Raw genomic sequence first — 14,108 nt, forward strand, 5'->3', positions numbered from 1 at the left:
GAAGTCTGAGTAGCTCCTGTGCTGTCCGGTCGCCGCTACCTGCTCGGCCTCTCGCCTGAACAAGAGGAGATGTACGAGGAGTTCGGGAACATCTGCCGGTCGGTGTGGAACGCAGCACTGGAGCAGCGCTGGGAATACCGGCGGCGCGGGGCGTGGATGAACTACGCGCCGCAGTGCGCCGAGCTGGCCGACGCCAAGCGTGAGCACCCGTGGTTGAAGGCGGCACCGTCGCACGCATTGCAGCAGACGCTCAAGGGTCTGGACCGGGCCTGCCGGGATCGCGGCACGTTCAATGTGCGGTGGCGGTCGAAGGCACGTTGGTCGCCGTCATTCCGGTTCCCCGACGCCCAGCAGATCAGCGTGGAGCGGCTGGGGCGTAAGCGGTGCCGGGTCAAGCTGCCGAAGCTGGGATGGGTCCGCTTCCGCTGGTCCCGCCCTCTGGGTGGTGAGATCCGTGCCGCGACCGTGTCCTGCAAGGGCGGCCGGTGATTGTGTCCTTCCTCGTCAATGACCAGACGGCCACTCCCGGGCAGCACGCCATGCCCGGTACCACCGTGGGCATCGACCAGGGGGTCAAGACCGCCGTCGTCACCTCGGACGGCGATTTCCACGACCGGGCGTTCATCACGGCTGGCGAGATCGTCCGGTACCGGCGTCTGCAAAAGCGTTCAAAGAAGCCGTCGCGCAGACCCTCGCCGAACTGGCCCGCCGGGGCGTGATCCTCACGCCGGCGACGGTGGAGGACACCATTGAGCAAAACGTCCAGACGGTGGCCAACCAGCTCCGCATCCAGGTGCGATCAGCCTTGAGGTACTTCGACGCCTGCGCAGTCGCCGACAGCTTCGCCCAGAGCGTGCGGGAAGTCGAAGGCAGCGGGACCGACGAAGAGGCCGGGCAAGCATTCCTGCCGCCTCAGGGCAACCCCGAGCTGGCCCTGATCCCGGCGGGCGTGCCGGACGCCCTGGCCCAAACCGGCGGAGACCTGTACGCCGTCATCATCAACGTCGCCGCCCTCAGCCACGGGCTCGGCCTGCGCCACGTCATGCAGCAGCTTGCCGAGTGTGTCCCCGGTGACCGAGGCCCGCTCCAGGACCGCCATCGGCGCGCTCTTGTGGCTCAAGCCGACCGCCAGTACGCTCACCGCTCCTCCTCATGTCCGTCAGCAACCCCAGCCTCCGGCGCGGATGGGTGAACGCACATCGCCCGTTCCTGGTGATGTGCGCCGGCCGCTCCCGCGCAAGCGGGCGCCGGCGAAGTCTGTACGACGTGGACGCGGCCCGGGTGCCTGGTGCTCTTCGGGACGGGAGCGACGTGCGGGGCGAGCTGGTTCCAGGTGCGGGTGGTGACCGGCCCAGGATCACGGTGGAGAACTGCTCGCGCCCTCCCGGGCCGAGGGCGCTGATGGTGGCGTGGCCGCCGGCGAGGACGTGAATGCGGACCTGGCGGCCCGCGTAGAGGACCTCGTGGAGGGTGTCGACAGCCGGGGGACGTCTTCGTGTCGTCCTTCTGCCGGATCGTGTCCCAGTGGCGGGCGAGCTTGCGCAAGGTGTGGCCGGCGGCCTCGAACACCACGGTCATCAGGCTCGGCAGGTCGCCGGCGTCACCGTGCTCGTCGGCGTGTCCACCGCGCCAGCGCCTCCTGGCCGGCCGCAGCCACACAGACGCTGACGCTGCACCCCCTACCGGACCGGCGCTTGACGTCCTTGAACAGCTCGAGGCGGTGCCCAGCCGGGTGTTCAGCCGGCCCCCGGCGAGCGCACCACCGAGGAAGGCACCGAGGGCGGTGACGGGGGCGGGGGCCGACTCCAAAGGGCCTCAGTGAACGACGGCCCGCAGGCGGACTACGACGGTGGCTTCCTCAGGTAGTCGACGGCGGCGAGGTCGTCGTCCTCATGCCCCGCTGCGACGGTTGCTTCCAAGCGGTCTCGGACGACCCGGAGCAGAGGGCTGGGAGCGGCGGCTGCCGCCGCCAGGTCGATGTCCTTCAGTGCGAGTTGCACCGCGAATCCGGGCGCGTAGGAGGCGTCATCCATGAGGCCTACCTTCTGCAACTCATACGGCATGGCGAGCGGGCCCGACTCAAGCACCTGGAGGAACGTTGCGTGGTCGATGCCGAGGGCATCACACAGCGCAAGGACATCGCTCATGGCAACCGTGGAGGCAGTCATCCAGGCGTTGACCGCGAGCTTGACAGCACTGCCTTCGGTCCCCGTTCCAACGTGGAGCACGGACGAGCCGAGATCGTCGAGCAGGGGACGCGCCCGCACAAGAACGTCCTCGGAGCCGGCAACCAGCCAGACCAGTTTCCCCTGCAACGCGGGAGCTGTGCTTCCCGAGACCGGTGCGTCGAGGTACGCAACACCGTGATCACGAGCCAGAGCGGGCAGGGCATCGGCGCTCCGTGGCCCTACGGTGCTCGCCTGTACCCAGACAGCCCCGTCATCGAGCCGTCCGACGGCATCCGACATGACCTGTGTGACCGCATCGCCGTCACGGAGCACAGTGAAAACGACAGACGCGCCGGAGACCGCATCGCCCACCGCGCTCACTGCCGTGACCCCGGCAGCGTGCTCAGCCACGGCACGGGCTTTCTCCGCCGTACGGTTCCACAGTCGTACCTCGTGGCCAGTCTCTCCAAGCCGCGTCGCCATCGCAGCGCCGAGTGCGCCTGCTCCGAGAACAGCGACAGTGGAAGCCTGAGACATGGACAACCTCTTCTCCGTTTCCCATGCCATGTACAACCGGCACGGTGATTTCCGCCGCGCAAGTGCCACTCGAGGAGTACAAGGGTGCCCTCAGAACCAGCAGACCAGTTCCAGCCCCATCTCGCGCGCCGAAGAGCCAGGTCAGCACCCGGCATCGGGCCGGAGGCACCATGACCCGCGGGCGGGCATGGGACTTCAGAGCTCCACGCTCACCCCGGCTGGGCGATGTCCACGTAGTAGGTGAAGTCTCCGCTCGCGGTGACCTCACGCAGGCGATCGATGGTGGCGGTCAGGTCGTCCTGAGCGCAAAGGGCATCGCGCCACACTGCATCGTCCGCCGCCGGGAATCTTTCCGGGGCCGGGCGTAGCGTGAAATGGCGGATTCAAAATCTGAAGCAGAGTAGTGCGCTGCGGCGACCTGTCCTGATCACGGACCTCAGTAGGCCGCCCGAACCTGGCGCGCTTACCTGATCACACTGAGCGCGCCAGTGGCCCAGGGGGCCGCCAGACACCGATAACACCTTGCGCACTTTTAACACCTGGCGCACTTTGTCCAAAACATCCGCCGAGCTTGTCGGGCGCTGAGAGACGAAAGGCCACTCATGCCTCAATCCATGCGCGCGCTCGTAGCCGGAAAGGTCGGCGAGCCCACCGATGTCCTGCGGCTGGAATCCCGGCCTGTTCCCACGCCGAAAGCCGGTCAGGCATTGATCCGTGTGAAGGCAACTCCGGTCCACGCCAGTGACCTGCACGTCCTGCGCGGCCGCTACGGTTTCTCCCCCGAGTTTCCCACTGTCGGGGGGCACATGGAATGCGTGGGCCGCATTGAGGCCCTGGGACCGGATACCGAGGGACTAAAGGTCGGCGAGCGTGTGGTGGTCGCTGCCGTACCGGCGGTACCCGGGCCCCATATGGCCGGAACTTGGCAGGAATACCTCGTTGCCGATACACGAAGGCTCCTGCCGGTCCCCGCCCATCTGAGCGACTCCAGCGCCTGTCAACTCGCTGGCAACCCCTTGACCGCGCTGCTCCTCGTGACTCGCGAACTCGACGTACAGCCGGGTGAATGGTTGTTGCAGACGGCCGCGGGCTCCACCGTCGGCCGGCTCGTCATCCAGCTGTCCAGGCATCTGGGTATTCGCACGATCAATGTCGTGCGGCGACGTGGTGCCGTTGACGAGATCAAAGCGTTTGGGGGTGACGAGGTCATCTGCACCGAGGACGAGGACCTGTTGCAGCGTGTGGCCGAGACAGCAGGACCGGTCGGCGTGCGCAAGGCCATCGACTGTGTCGCGGGACCCGTAGGTGCCCAGGTATCCCAGGCGTTGACTCCAGGGGGAGAGGTTGTGGTCTACGGCGCGCTGTCCACCCATCGGCAGACTGATCCGGCAGCGCTGACGATCCCGCTGCAGGCACGCTCGGTCATCTACGAGAACAAAGTGGTCCGTGGCTTCTGGCTGAACCGCTGGTTCGGCACTGCCTCACCTGAGGGTGCGCTGCACGCGCTGTCCCAGGTTCGCAGTCTCGTCGCTGACAACGTGCTGAGCATCCCTCAGGGCCAGCCGTTCCCGCTCGAACGCTTCGCTGAAGCCATCGCGCTCGCCGAAACACCCGCACGTGGCGCCAAGCCACTCTTCGTCTTCGAAGACGGCCGGGACAAAGACGACGGGTAGGAAGCGGCCCTGCTGACGCTTGCAGCGGTGCGGCTGCAGCGGGGCAAGGCCGGAGTCGTCGACGAGGGCGACGTCGTGCGTTCGTTCGACCCCGTCGATTCCGCAGTAGATCAAGTTGCTCCTCCCCTGAGCAGTGACTGTCTGCGCTGGTCACCAGCGCGTGCTTCTCGAGAGGGCGGGCATCCAGGATCTCGACAGCATCCTGGACGACGACCGGTGGACCGAGTGGCGCGCGGCCGCGCGCACCAGTGGAGTGCTGCCTGAGCAGTTCCCCATCGCCGGGGCGGCTGCGTGCGGGGTGTGGTCGGCCTGGTGGTCGCCCCCCGGCCATGAGCCCGACCACGGCTGGTCGGTGAGCTGGAGTACCGCGCTGATCGCCCGCCCGGCACGAGCGTGGCCGGCGGTGGCCCGCAGGCCTATGTGTCGGCGTCCTCATCGCGATCCACCGGCTACCGCCGGCCGCCGGGTTCGAGGTGCCGCGCGAGGTCTCCCAGCACACCAACGTCACACTGCACACGGTCGCGGAACCCCTGGTCGCCTGGGTGCTGGGGCAGCCGATGCCAGAAATGCCGGAGCTGGTGGGCCAGGAACTGAACGCGGCGGTGAAGCGGCGTTCGCCTCAGAAGGAGGCAACGAATCAGCCCGATCAAGGCTTCAGGCGCGCAGGGCCTGCTCGACGGTGGGGTAGCAGTCAATGACTGCGTCGATGCCGACTATGTGCAGCACACGCACGACGGAGTCTTGCGCGCCGGCGATGCGCAGCAACCCCTGGGCGGCGCTCACCCGTCGGCAGGCGACGACGAAGAGGTTGATCCCGCTGGAGTCCATGAAGGTCACGCTGCTCAGATCCGCCACGATCCGGGGCGGTGCCGTGCCGCTCTGGGACAGCAGTGCCTGGCGGAGGACGTCTTTGACGTCGTGGTCGATCTCGCCGTGCACGGTCACGACGAGGACGCCGCCGACCACCGCGGGCTGGACGGGGAACCGGTCCGGCCGATCTGCCCTCTGGATGTCGGTCACCGTCTCCTCGACTGCGCCTGTCGTGCCCGGTCAGGGCGTGTGCGGACGATTCTGCCCCACGGCCACGGCCACGGCCACGGCCACGGCCACGGCGGAGGCGAGCGGCCTTGGCCATCGGTACGCCGACGCGGGACGGTCCTGGCGCGGACATCCGCGCCTGGTGCGCGGGCGTGCGACGTCGACGACCAGGCCGACGACCTCATCGCCACCGCTCATGCGGTCGACTCCATGTACCTGGAGTGGCGCCGCCTGGTTGCCTTCGGGGCACTGTGACGGGGACCCACCCGGCCGAGGGCGTTACTTCGTGAGGAACTCCAGCAGGTCCTGGTTGAACTTTTCCTTGTCGCCCGGCGCGAGGGCGATGCCGTGCGAGCCGCCCTCGTAGACCTTCAGCTCAGCGTCCGCGATGAGCTGCGCGGACTTGCGGCCGGTGGCGTCGATCGGGACGACCTGGTCGTCGTCGCCGTGGACGACGAGCGTCGGGATGTCGAACTTCGTGAGGTCCGCGTGGAAGTCCGTCGCGCCGAAGGCGTCCACGCAGTCCACGCCGCCCTCGATGGTCGACGCCATGGCCATGTACCAGAACGCGTCAATGTTGCCCTGGGTGACCTTGTTGCCGTCGCGGTTCGCGCCGAAGAAGCCGACGGCGGTGTCCTTCCAGAACTGCGAGCGCTCCTTGAGAATGCCGGCCTTGAGGCCGTCGAAGACGGACTGCGGGACGCCCTCGGGGTTGTCCGGGCCCTGAAGCATCAGCGGCGGGATCGCGGACAGCAGGACGGCGGAACGGATGCGCTCGGTGCCGTGGCGGCCGATGTAGCGGGCCAGTTCACCGCCGCCCATCGAGTGCCCAACGAGCGTGACGTCCCGCAGGTCGAGTCCCGTGATCAGGTCGTTGAGGTCGTCCGCGAAGGTGTCGAAGTCGTAGCCGTCGTACACCGGTGTCGAGCGCCCGTGGCCGCGCCGGTCGTGGGCGATGCCTCGGTAGCCGGCGTCAGCGACCGCCTTCAACTGGTCCTGCCAGGCGTCACCGTTGAGCGGCCACCCGTGGATGAACACGACCGGGCGGCCCTGCCCCCAGTCCTTGTAGAAGATGTCGACGCCGTCGCGCGTGGTGCAGATCGGCACGGTTCCTCCTGTGGCGGTAGAGGCCTGCCGCAGGCGAAGGCGGCGGCCGTGAATGCGGGGATGCGGGGGATGCGCGGAGCATCCTCGATCAGTGCAGCTCACGCGGGCAATCGACGCCCCCTAAGATCGGCTGAACGGTCGACGGCGCGGATGACCGCCCCGCGGCGGCACCCGTTCATCACGCGACGAACGTGTCGCTTCTCTGGCCGGGAGCTGTGTGCCCTCCCTCCGCGCTCACGCGGAGAGGCACGGATCCAACTGGCCGGAACAGATCAGCCGCTTTACTTCCGGCGCCGCCAAGAAGCGGCTAATCGATCGCTTATCGCGATCCTGGTCGCTCGCAGAGCGGCCCAGCCACTCACTGGCATGTCCTCGCAACGGCATCCGGCCCGCAAGTCTTGACTCGCGCGAGTGTCGACTAAAGGCCCTGTTCACTCCGCTGGGTCACATGGAGGCGCCCATCGGTGGTGTCAGGCCGGTGTGGGTGGCGCAGAAGGCGAGGGTGTCGGCTGCCAGGTCGGCCCATCGGGAGGCTGTGCGGTAGCCGTGGCCGACGTCGGTCTCGGTGCGCAGCAGGATGGGCCGGGTGGAGGTCGTGGCGTGTTGCAGGGCGGCGGTGAATTTGCGCATGTGGGCCGCGCCCACACGGGGGTCGACGCGGGCGCCGGCGAGCAGGACGGCCGGGTAGCGGGTGCCGGTTGGACCTGGTGGTAGGGGGAGTAGCTCAGCAGTACTGCCAGGTGTTCGGGGTCGTCCGGGGTGCCGAACTCGGGGGTCCACAGCGGGCCGAGCCCGAAGTATGAGTAGCGGATCATGTCGGTCGGGGCGTCGGAGCAGACGGCTGCTGCGTAGAGGTCCGGGTCGCGGGTGAGAGCGGCGGCGACGACCAGGCCGCTGTGGGAGGCGCCTTTGACGGCCAGGCGGCCTGGGGTGGTGACACCTTCGTCGATGAGATGGCGGGCCGCTGCGGCGAAGTCGGCGAAGCAGGTCGGCTTGTCGATACCGCTGCCTGCCGCGTGCCAGGCCGTGCCGTTCTCGCCGCCGCCGCGGACTTGGGCAATGGCGTAGACACCTCCGGCCCTTACCCAGGCCAGGACGGTCGGCGAGTAGGCGGGCGCGGCAAGGGCACCGAATCCGCCGTAGGCGGTGAGGATGGTGGGCCGCGGCCCGGTGACGGGTTGGGGCGGCTCGATGAGGTACAGCCCCACCGGGGTGCCGTCCTGTGAGCGGTAGGTGAGCTGCCGGACCACCGGTGCTGTGGGCGCCGAGCAGGCGGGGGTGGTGGCCGGCGTTTCCGGGAAGCAGCGGCCCTGCCGGACGCAGAAGCGGTAGACGGCCGACGGGGTGATGAAGTCGGTGTAGGTGAACCACACCTGGCCGGTGTCGGATGGGGGCGTGCTGAAGTTGCTGATTGTTCCCGGCCCGGTCCCCGCCATGGGCACGTCGGCCGGCTTGCGGCCGGCCTCGTCATGCAAGGCCAGGCGGGCCTGGCCGCCGCGCGTGGTGCCCACCAGCAACCGCAGCTGTTGGCTGCCGGGGTCGGTCAACGCGGCACAGGCCGTCAGGAGTGTGTCCGGCTCCGGGGTGATCAGGGTGGACCACGCCTGGCGGTGTGGGTCGGCCGGGTCGACGAGGCAGACTCGGCCGTGGGGCGCTCCCGCGTCGGTGATGGCGTAGAGCAGCTCGCGCGGGCCGAACTTCAGCAGCGCGCTGGTGCCCTCCCCGGTGCCCTGGTGGACCAGCCGCAGTACGGGCGACTCGGGGCCGGTGGCGGCCGGGCCGCTCAGGTCGGCCAGGCGCAGGTCGTTGCCGCTCTGGGCGCCGGGCGCGGAGCTGATGGTCAGCCACCGGCCGTCGGGGCTGATGGCCACCGACAGGTGCCCTGAGTGGTCTCGAAGACGAGCGGACCAGCTGCCGGGTCGCTGCCGATGCAGTGCAGCCGCACGCCTCGCGAGGCGGACTTGGCGCCGTGGGTGACGTAGTAGAAGCCGCTGTCGTCGGGCAGCCACGCCACCGGAGTCGGTCGGCCGGGCCGCAGCGGGCCGTCCACCGCCCGGCCGCTCGCCACGTCCAGCACCCGTAGGTCCGGGCTTTCGCTGCCCCGGTGCGTGAACTGGCAGGCCAGCAGCCGGCCGGTCCAGGAGGGCCGCCAAGCGGTCAGGAGAGTCAGACCTGTCGGGTCGAGGGCCATGGGGTCGATCAGGACGCGTCCGGGCTCCTGGCACTCCTGGGTGCCGTCGGAGGTGACCAGCACCGGTAATTCCGCGTTCTTGTCCCGGCGCAGGAAGAACCGTCGCACGCCCCGCCACACCGGTGGCGTCGCCACCGGGACCAGCGCTCCGCCCGGCTCCTGCAACTCACCAAGCTGGGTCCGGAAGTACCGGCTGCTCGGCCACGACGTGATGTGCGCGGCGAACAGCCGATCTTGCTCGGTCAGCCACCGCTCGCACGCCGCGTCCTCATCGTCCTCCAGCCATCGGTAGGGATCGGGGACACGCCGACCGAGCAGTTCGTCGACGACCGGCAGGCGGACAGCAGTGGGATAGGTCATGGATGCGTGGAACGGCGGCGGGCTCCCCGGAACCGAGGAACACGCCGCCTGCCGTGTGAACGTCACGCCGTCAGTCGTTGCCACCCGTGGCCAGCTCCTGCCGCCACTCCGGCAAGGTCAGGACCTCGTCCGCGAGCAGGCCGATCGGGAGTCCGGGAAGTTCACTCATCACACTGGGTATGGGTGGATTCATCCTGCAATCTCTGCCCTGCGGGCACACCTCGGCCTGCCCCATTCGGGTTGTGCAGGACCCCCGAGTTGATCATGAGTGGCCCTGCATCTTCTCGGGTCTGCCGCACGATGGACACGGCGGCGCTCAGCAGGTTGGAGGCGATGCTCAGCCGTGGCTCGGTGCAGACGACGACGTGCAGGTAGCCCGTCGTCGGATCACTCAGGTTCAGTTCGAGGGCCCGGCAGGTCGGCGCGATGCTCCGTTGCAGGGGTGTACCGGACGGCTGGGCGTAGCTGTCAGGGGGCGACGCTGGGGTCAGGCGACGCGGTGTTCGGGGCGCAGGGTCAGGCCGCGGTTCAGGAACGGCTCGGTGTCGTCCGGTCCGAGTCCGAAGGCGCGGGAGACATCGGATCCTTCGTCGTCGTGGACAAAGGCGAGCAGGACCTTGCGGCTGGCAGGGTCGTCCATGGTGCGGCGGGCAGCCTCGACGGTGTGGGCGACGCAGCTGGTGGTGCCGTCTTCGACAATGTCCCGGCGTGCGGTCGTCCCAGACATGAGCTGGAGGCAGGCACCCCCGGTGGAGCAGTCCGCCTCGGAGTCCGCACTGAGAGCGCCGCCCCAGCAGGACGGCGTGGGCGGGCCGCCCGGGAGAAGTCCAGGGCATTCGCGCTGCGGCGTTCGGCGAGGAGGACCTCGTGCAGCCGGGGCCAGACGCCGGCCTCCGTCCACTCGGCCAGGCGGCGCCAGCCGGTCATGCCCGAGCCGAAGCCGAGCTCCTGTGGCGGGTGTTCCCAGGCGATCCCGGTGTGCAGCACGAACAGGATGCCTGGAACACCAGCCGGTCCGGATGCCGTTTGCGCCCGCGGTGCCGGGACCGGCGTTCAACCTTGGGCAGCAGCAGCTCGATCACCGCCCACAGCTCGTCGTCGACTTCCACGGCTTCTGCCGCGCCACCTCGAACCCCCGGATCATCGGTTCCGGAATGATCGCGCCGATTGGATGTCGCGACACATCTGTTCGCGGCGGGAGGTGGGATGGCACGGCTGGTCAGGGTCCGGCGGTTGTCGGACGCGGAGGGGCAGAAGCTGCAGCGGATCGTGCGCCGCGGCAGCACGAACACGGTCCGCTATCGGCGGGCGATGATCGTGCCGGCTTCGGCCGGCGGGAACAGCGTCCCGGACATCGCCCGGCTCGTGCAGGCCGACGAGGACACCGTCCGCGATGTGATCCACAAGTTCAACGAGACGGGGCTGGCCTGTCTGGACCCTCGGTGGGCAGAAGGCCGTCCCCGCCTGCTCGACCGTGAGCGACGAGGACTTCGTCATCCAGACGGCCGCCACCCGCCCCAGCCTGCTCGGCCTGCCGTTCACGCGCTGGTCGGTGCGGAAACTCGCCGCCTCCCTGCGCAAAGCCCCGGGGCGGTGCATACGCATCGGCCGGGAGACCCTGCGGTGCCTGCTCATCCGACGCCAGATCACCTTTCAACGGACCAAGACGTGGAAGGAGTCCACCGACCCGGACCAGGACGCCAAGCTGGACCGGATCGAGTACGCCCTCCACGAGCGCGCCAACCGCACCTTCGCCTTCGACGAGTTCGGCCCGCTCGGCATCCGCTCGACCGCCGGGGCCTGCTGGGCCAGGCAGGGCAGGCCTGACCGGCTCCTGGCCACCTTCCAACGCACCCAGGGGGTGCGCTACTTCACGGCTGCTACTCCGTCGGCAACGACACGCTCTGGGGTGTCAACCGGCGTCGCAAGGGCGCCGATCACAGTCTCGCCGCGCTCAAGAGCATCCGGGCGGCCCGCTCGGACGGTGCCCCCATCTACGTCATCCTCGATAACCGGTCCGCCCACAAAGGCAGCAAGATCCGCCGATGGGCGGCCAGGAACAAGGTCGAGCTCTGTTTCACGCCGACCAACGCGTCCTGGGTCAACCCCATCGAGGCGCACTTCGGGCTGCTGCGGCAGTTCACTCTCGCCAACTACAACCACTTCAACCACTCCGTCCAGACCGCGCGCTGCACCTCTACCTGCACCGGCGCAACCAGAACGCCCGTCATCCCGACGTCCTGGCCGCCCAGCGCCGGGAACGCGCCCGTATCCGCAGCGGGAAAGGCATCCGCTGGGGCCGCCCTCTCAACCCCGCGGCCTGACCGCCGTGCCGTGACCGTCGGCGATCTGACACGAGCGGCCTCGCCGCAGGAACAAGCTCCGTCAGGTCCTTTCGGGCTTGCGGGCCAGCAGGCAGGCGTGCGGTCTGTTCACCCGTCCGCCGGACACCTGCTCCAGCCTCGCGGTAACGACGAGTCCGGCCTGCTCCAGCAGGCCGACCATGCAGTCCAGTGGCAGGAGGTACGACTCGTAGGACACCGGACGGCCATAGCCCTGGGTCGGCTGCAGCCGTTCATTGCCGACATAGTCTCCCCAGAGCAGGTAGCCGCCGGGCGCGAGCGTGCGATGGAACTCGGCGAACACCGCCGGCAGCCACTGCGGGGGCGTGTGGTGGGTGGAGTACCAGGCCAGAATGCCGCCGAGCTCGTCGCCCCTCATCTCCAACGCGGTCATCGAGCCCTCGGTGAACCGCAGGTTCGGATAGGCGTGCCGGGCCAGCCCGATCATCTTCGGTGACAGATCGACACCGAAGGCGGACACTCCCAGCCCGGCCAGATGCGCCGTCACGCGGCCGGGACCGCATCCCAGGTCCGCGACCGGCCCCAGACCAGCCGTCCGCACGAGCTCGGCAAACCCCGCCAGCATCGCACGTGACAGCGGGTCCATCGCGGCTGGAGGCGGGACGCGTTCGACGAAATCAGCGGCGACCGTGTCGTACGACTCGCGCACAGCGGTCAGAAAAGAGGGCTCAGCCATGCGGGCGACCCTAGACCAGAGGACCGAGAGGCCGTGTCACCACCTTCAGTTGACCTGCGCGACATCCACTGTTGCCGTAGACACCTGGCCATCACACCACTCCGGTGATCTTTTCCGGTCAGAGCACTAGCGCCACCAGCATCTCGTACGCGCTGGTCATCGCTGTCCGCGATATCCGTCGTCGTGGCCCGCGCGTCGTAGAGATCTTTCGTCCAGGCCTTGAGACGACTGGCGCTGTAGCCCAGATCAAGAAGGTGGGAGGCCACCGTGCGGGCGAACCGCTCCGGCTTGACGCTTCGCCCAGCACACCTGCCGCCATTCCCTCGACCGCAGACCCTCGCACTCCGCCTCAGCTTCCCGAGGTGGAGAAGGCATTCATCCGAGCAGGCGGAAAGACGGGACCTCACGCATTCCCCGAGATCCCCCAAATCGGGGAGGGCGCCTTGGAAGTCGGGGTAATTTGTTCAGGTTCCGGAACGATCGACGTCAACGTCGGCTCGATCGTGAGCTACACCTTCGTCTGTGCAAAGGGTGACCCCGGACAGCTGAACGAAGTAGGCCTCAGGCACATCCACAAGAACGTTGCGCTATCGGTTACGACCAAGACGAGTGGAATCTGGGGACTCTCCGTGGGTTGGACGAAAAGCGTCGCCTCTCCCAGTTAAGCCCCCGTGCGCAGCAGCCCGTTGGCTTGGCCGACGGTCTGCTGGAGCCTGTCAGCGGTGAGCTTGCTGCGCCTCGTAGCCGTGTGGCGCACCCTTGATGACCGATTCAGACGGTGTCTTGAGTGGTGTCGGCTCATGGCCGGAGGCCTGCCGCGTTACAGCTGATACCAGTCGTCGCCGCCGGCTCGGAGCGAACGGCCGAGGTAGTCCTGCAGGTTGTTGGCGACCCATCGACGACTGTCGCTCTCGTGCTCCCAGACGAAGATGTCGGGACGCTCGGGCTTCTGCACGAAGGCGAACTGGTCGCCGCCTCCGTTGTCCCCGAAGAAGAGGAGGGCGTCGAACGTCATGTAGAGCTGCGCGAACGTCTGGTCGGACCAGAAGAGCAGGTTCCTCTCGACGAACTGATCGATGGGCCAGACGGTGTCCACGTGAGTGGGTCCGATTACCCCGTTGCTTTCGAGGAGCAAGTGCCGAAGCTCTGCCGGCAGCGTTCGCCTGAGTCGCGTCTCCGCCGCGACGAGATCGGATGCCTGGGCCGGTTCCCGGAAGCCCACGCCGGGAAAGGCCGCCGTCGCTGCCTGTATCCACATGATCCGGAGCTTAGTAGCACTTCGTTAGGTTTTGGCTCTGGTTCTGCTTGCGGTGAGAGGGCGGCCGCAGGTGATGCAGGTGCCGGTCCAGCACCTCAGCAGGTCCATTAGGACGTCGAGGACCTGGTAGAGGGTCAGGCCGGGCGTGTGTACTTTTGGGTCGAGCCGCCAGAGGGTGAGGAATGTGTGGGCGGCGGTGACGAGGGTGACGTGGTGGTGCCAGCCGCCGCCAGGTGCGGCCTTCGAAGTGTCCAGGCCCAGGCCGTGTTTGAGTTCGCGGTAGTCGTGCTCGATCCGCCTGCGCATCTTCGCCCACCGGACCGGGTCGGCGATCGGGGTGGTGGCGGGCAGGTGGGTCATCCAGTAGCCGGTCGGCTCGTCGGGCTTCTTCGGGCCGTTCGACCAGCAGGGTCCGCAAAGGGCAGTGCACCGTCCCACCGGCTGCGTCCGCCAGCTTGTTCCTGGGCGGTTCGGCAGGCTTCTGGTGCAGGGCGCTGTGGGCGCCCGATCGAGGGTGGGAACCGGCCACGCCGAAAAGAGCAGGCCAAAGCCAGCAAATCGCTTCCTTGTTCGATGCACCGGTGCATAGCCTCGATCACGTTCTGAAGCCGCACCGGGCCGTCATCAGGGCGGGCCGGGAATTGCTTCGGGGGAGGATCGCAAAGCCTTGCAGAAAACGCACAGCACGCGCTCCAAGCTCATACGCCTCGCTGCCGCCGTAGCAGCCATCGCCGCCA

General features: G+C 68.2%; 12 protein-coding genes and 5 pseudogenes. 6 read left to right on the plus strand and 11 right to left on the minus strand.

The window, feature by feature from the left end; translation table 11 throughout:
- Nucleotides 1-18 precede the first annotated feature (18 nt).
- The 3 genes from ABZ624_RS37735 to ABZ624_RS37745 are packed head-to-tail and all read left to right on the plus strand — an operon-like array spanning nucleotide 19 to nucleotide 1,192.
- Entirely contained in the window at nucleotides 19-489 is a 471-nt protein-coding gene (locus ABZ624_RS37735) for a transposase (RefSeq protein WP_360099281.1), read from the plus strand.
- A 2-nt stretch (nucleotides 490-491) separates the two neighbouring features.
- Entirely contained in the window at nucleotides 492-719 is a 228-nt protein-coding gene (locus ABZ624_RS37740; protein WP_360099283.1) for a hypothetical protein, read from the plus strand.
- The gene (locus ABZ624_RS37745; protein ID WP_360099305.1) at nucleotides 716-1,192 is read left to right on the plus strand and encodes a hypothetical protein; all 477 of its coding nucleotides are present in this window, start codon (nucleotides 716-718) and stop codon (nucleotides 1,190-1,192) included. The genes ABZ624_RS37740 and ABZ624_RS37745 overlap by 4 nt, the downstream gene beginning before the upstream one ends.
- 649 nt (nucleotides 1,193-1,841) lie before the next feature.
- Here ABZ624_RS37745 and ABZ624_RS37750 read toward each other — a convergent pair.
- On the minus strand, nucleotides 1,842-2,735 hold the full coding sequence (locus tag ABZ624_RS37750) for an NAD(P)-dependent oxidoreductase (RefSeq protein WP_360099285.1): 894 nt from the start codon (nucleotides 2,733-2,735) through the stop codon (nucleotides 1,842-1,844).
- Between the two features lie 584 nt (nucleotides 2,736-3,319).
- Between ABZ624_RS37750 and ABZ624_RS37755 the strand changes: the two genes are divergently transcribed.
- Nucleotides 3,320-4,378 carry a zinc-dependent alcohol dehydrogenase family protein gene (locus tag ABZ624_RS37755; protein WP_360099287.1) on the plus strand — a complete coding sequence of 353 codons (1,059 nt, stop codon included), beginning with the start codon at nucleotides 3,320-3,322 and terminating at the stop codon, nucleotides 4,376-4,378.
- Between the two features lie 654 nt (nucleotides 4,379-5,032).
- On the opposite strand, the gene ABZ624_RS37760 is transcribed toward ABZ624_RS37755, so the two are convergent.
- The gene (locus ABZ624_RS37760; protein WP_360099289.1) at nucleotides 5,033-5,398 is read right to left on the minus strand and encodes an STAS domain-containing protein; all 366 of its coding nucleotides are present in this window, start codon (nucleotides 5,396-5,398) and stop codon (nucleotides 5,033-5,035) included.
- Nucleotides 5,399-5,505: 107 nt separating this feature from the next.
- On the opposite strand from ABZ624_RS37760, the pseudogene ABZ624_RS37765 reads away from it, so the two are divergent.
- Nucleotides 5,506-5,650, plus strand: a pseudogene (locus ABZ624_RS37765) (transcriptional regulator); the annotation flags it as partial.
- Between the two features lie 45 nt (nucleotides 5,651-5,695).
- On the opposite strand, the gene ABZ624_RS37770 reads toward ABZ624_RS37765, so the two are convergent.
- From ABZ624_RS37770 to ABZ624_RS37795, 6 genes and pseudogenes are all read right to left on the minus strand, one after another.
- On the minus strand, nucleotides 5,696-6,523 hold the full coding sequence (locus ABZ624_RS37770) for an alpha/beta hydrolase (RefSeq protein WP_360099291.1): 828 nt from the start codon (nucleotides 6,521-6,523) through the stop codon (nucleotides 5,696-5,698).
- A 444-nt stretch (nucleotides 6,524-6,967) separates the two neighbouring features.
- Nucleotides 6,968-7,153 carry a hypothetical protein gene (locus ABZ624_RS37775; RefSeq protein ID WP_360099293.1) on the minus strand — a complete coding sequence of 62 codons (186 nt, stop codon included), beginning with the start codon at nucleotides 7,151-7,153 and terminating at the stop codon, nucleotides 6,968-6,970.
- A 77-nt stretch (nucleotides 7,154-7,230) separates the two neighbouring features.
- Nucleotides 7,231-8,394 (minus strand): annotated as a pseudogene (locus ABZ624_RS37780) (prolyl oligopeptidase family serine peptidase); the annotation flags it as partial.
- Nucleotides 8,364-9,074 carry a hypothetical protein gene (locus ABZ624_RS37785; protein WP_360099295.1) on the minus strand — a complete coding sequence of 237 codons (711 nt, stop codon included), beginning with the start codon at nucleotides 9,072-9,074 and terminating at the stop codon, nucleotides 8,364-8,366. The gene ABZ624_RS37785 and the pseudogene ABZ624_RS37780, both read right to left, overlap by 31 nt.
- 487 nt (nucleotides 9,075-9,561) lie before the next feature.
- On the minus strand, nucleotides 9,562-9,801 hold the full coding sequence (locus tag ABZ624_RS37790; protein ID WP_360099307.1) for a hypothetical protein: 240 nt from the start codon (nucleotides 9,799-9,801) through the stop codon (nucleotides 9,562-9,564).
- A gap of 89 nt (nucleotides 9,802-9,890) precedes the next feature.
- Nucleotides 9,891-10,200: pseudogene (locus ABZ624_RS37795) on the minus strand (transposase); the annotation flags it as partial.
- Between the two features lie 80 nt (nucleotides 10,201-10,280).
- Between ABZ624_RS37795 and ABZ624_RS37800 the strand changes: the two are divergent.
- Nucleotides 10,281-11,398 (plus strand): annotated as a pseudogene (locus ABZ624_RS37800) (IS630 family transposase).
- A gap of 61 nt (nucleotides 11,399-11,459) precedes the next feature.
- On the opposite strand, the gene ABZ624_RS37805 reads toward ABZ624_RS37800, so the two are convergent.
- The 3 genes and pseudogenes from ABZ624_RS37805 to ABZ624_RS37815 form a co-directional block, all read right to left on the minus strand.
- Nucleotides 11,460-12,113 (minus strand): methyltransferase domain-containing protein, encoded by a 654-nt coding sequence (locus ABZ624_RS37805; protein WP_360099297.1) that lies wholly within the window; start codon nucleotides 12,111-12,113, stop codon nucleotides 11,460-11,462.
- An 820-nt stretch (nucleotides 12,114-12,933) separates the two neighbouring features.
- Nucleotides 12,934-13,371: an SMI1/KNR4 family protein gene (locus ABZ624_RS37810; RefSeq protein WP_360099299.1), complete on the minus strand. Its 438-nt coding sequence runs from the start codon at nucleotides 13,369-13,371 to the stop codon at nucleotides 12,934-12,936.
- A 107-nt stretch (nucleotides 13,372-13,478) separates the two neighbouring features.
- A pseudogene (locus ABZ624_RS37815) lies at nucleotides 13,479-13,783 on the minus strand (IS701 family transposase); the annotation flags it as partial.
- Between the last annotated feature and the right edge of the window lie 325 nt (nucleotides 13,784-14,108).

Source organism: Streptomyces sp. NPDC007205, from assembly GCF_040634095.1.
Taxonomy (GTDB): domain Bacteria; phylum Actinomycetota; class Actinomycetes; order Streptomycetales; family Streptomycetaceae; genus Streptomyces.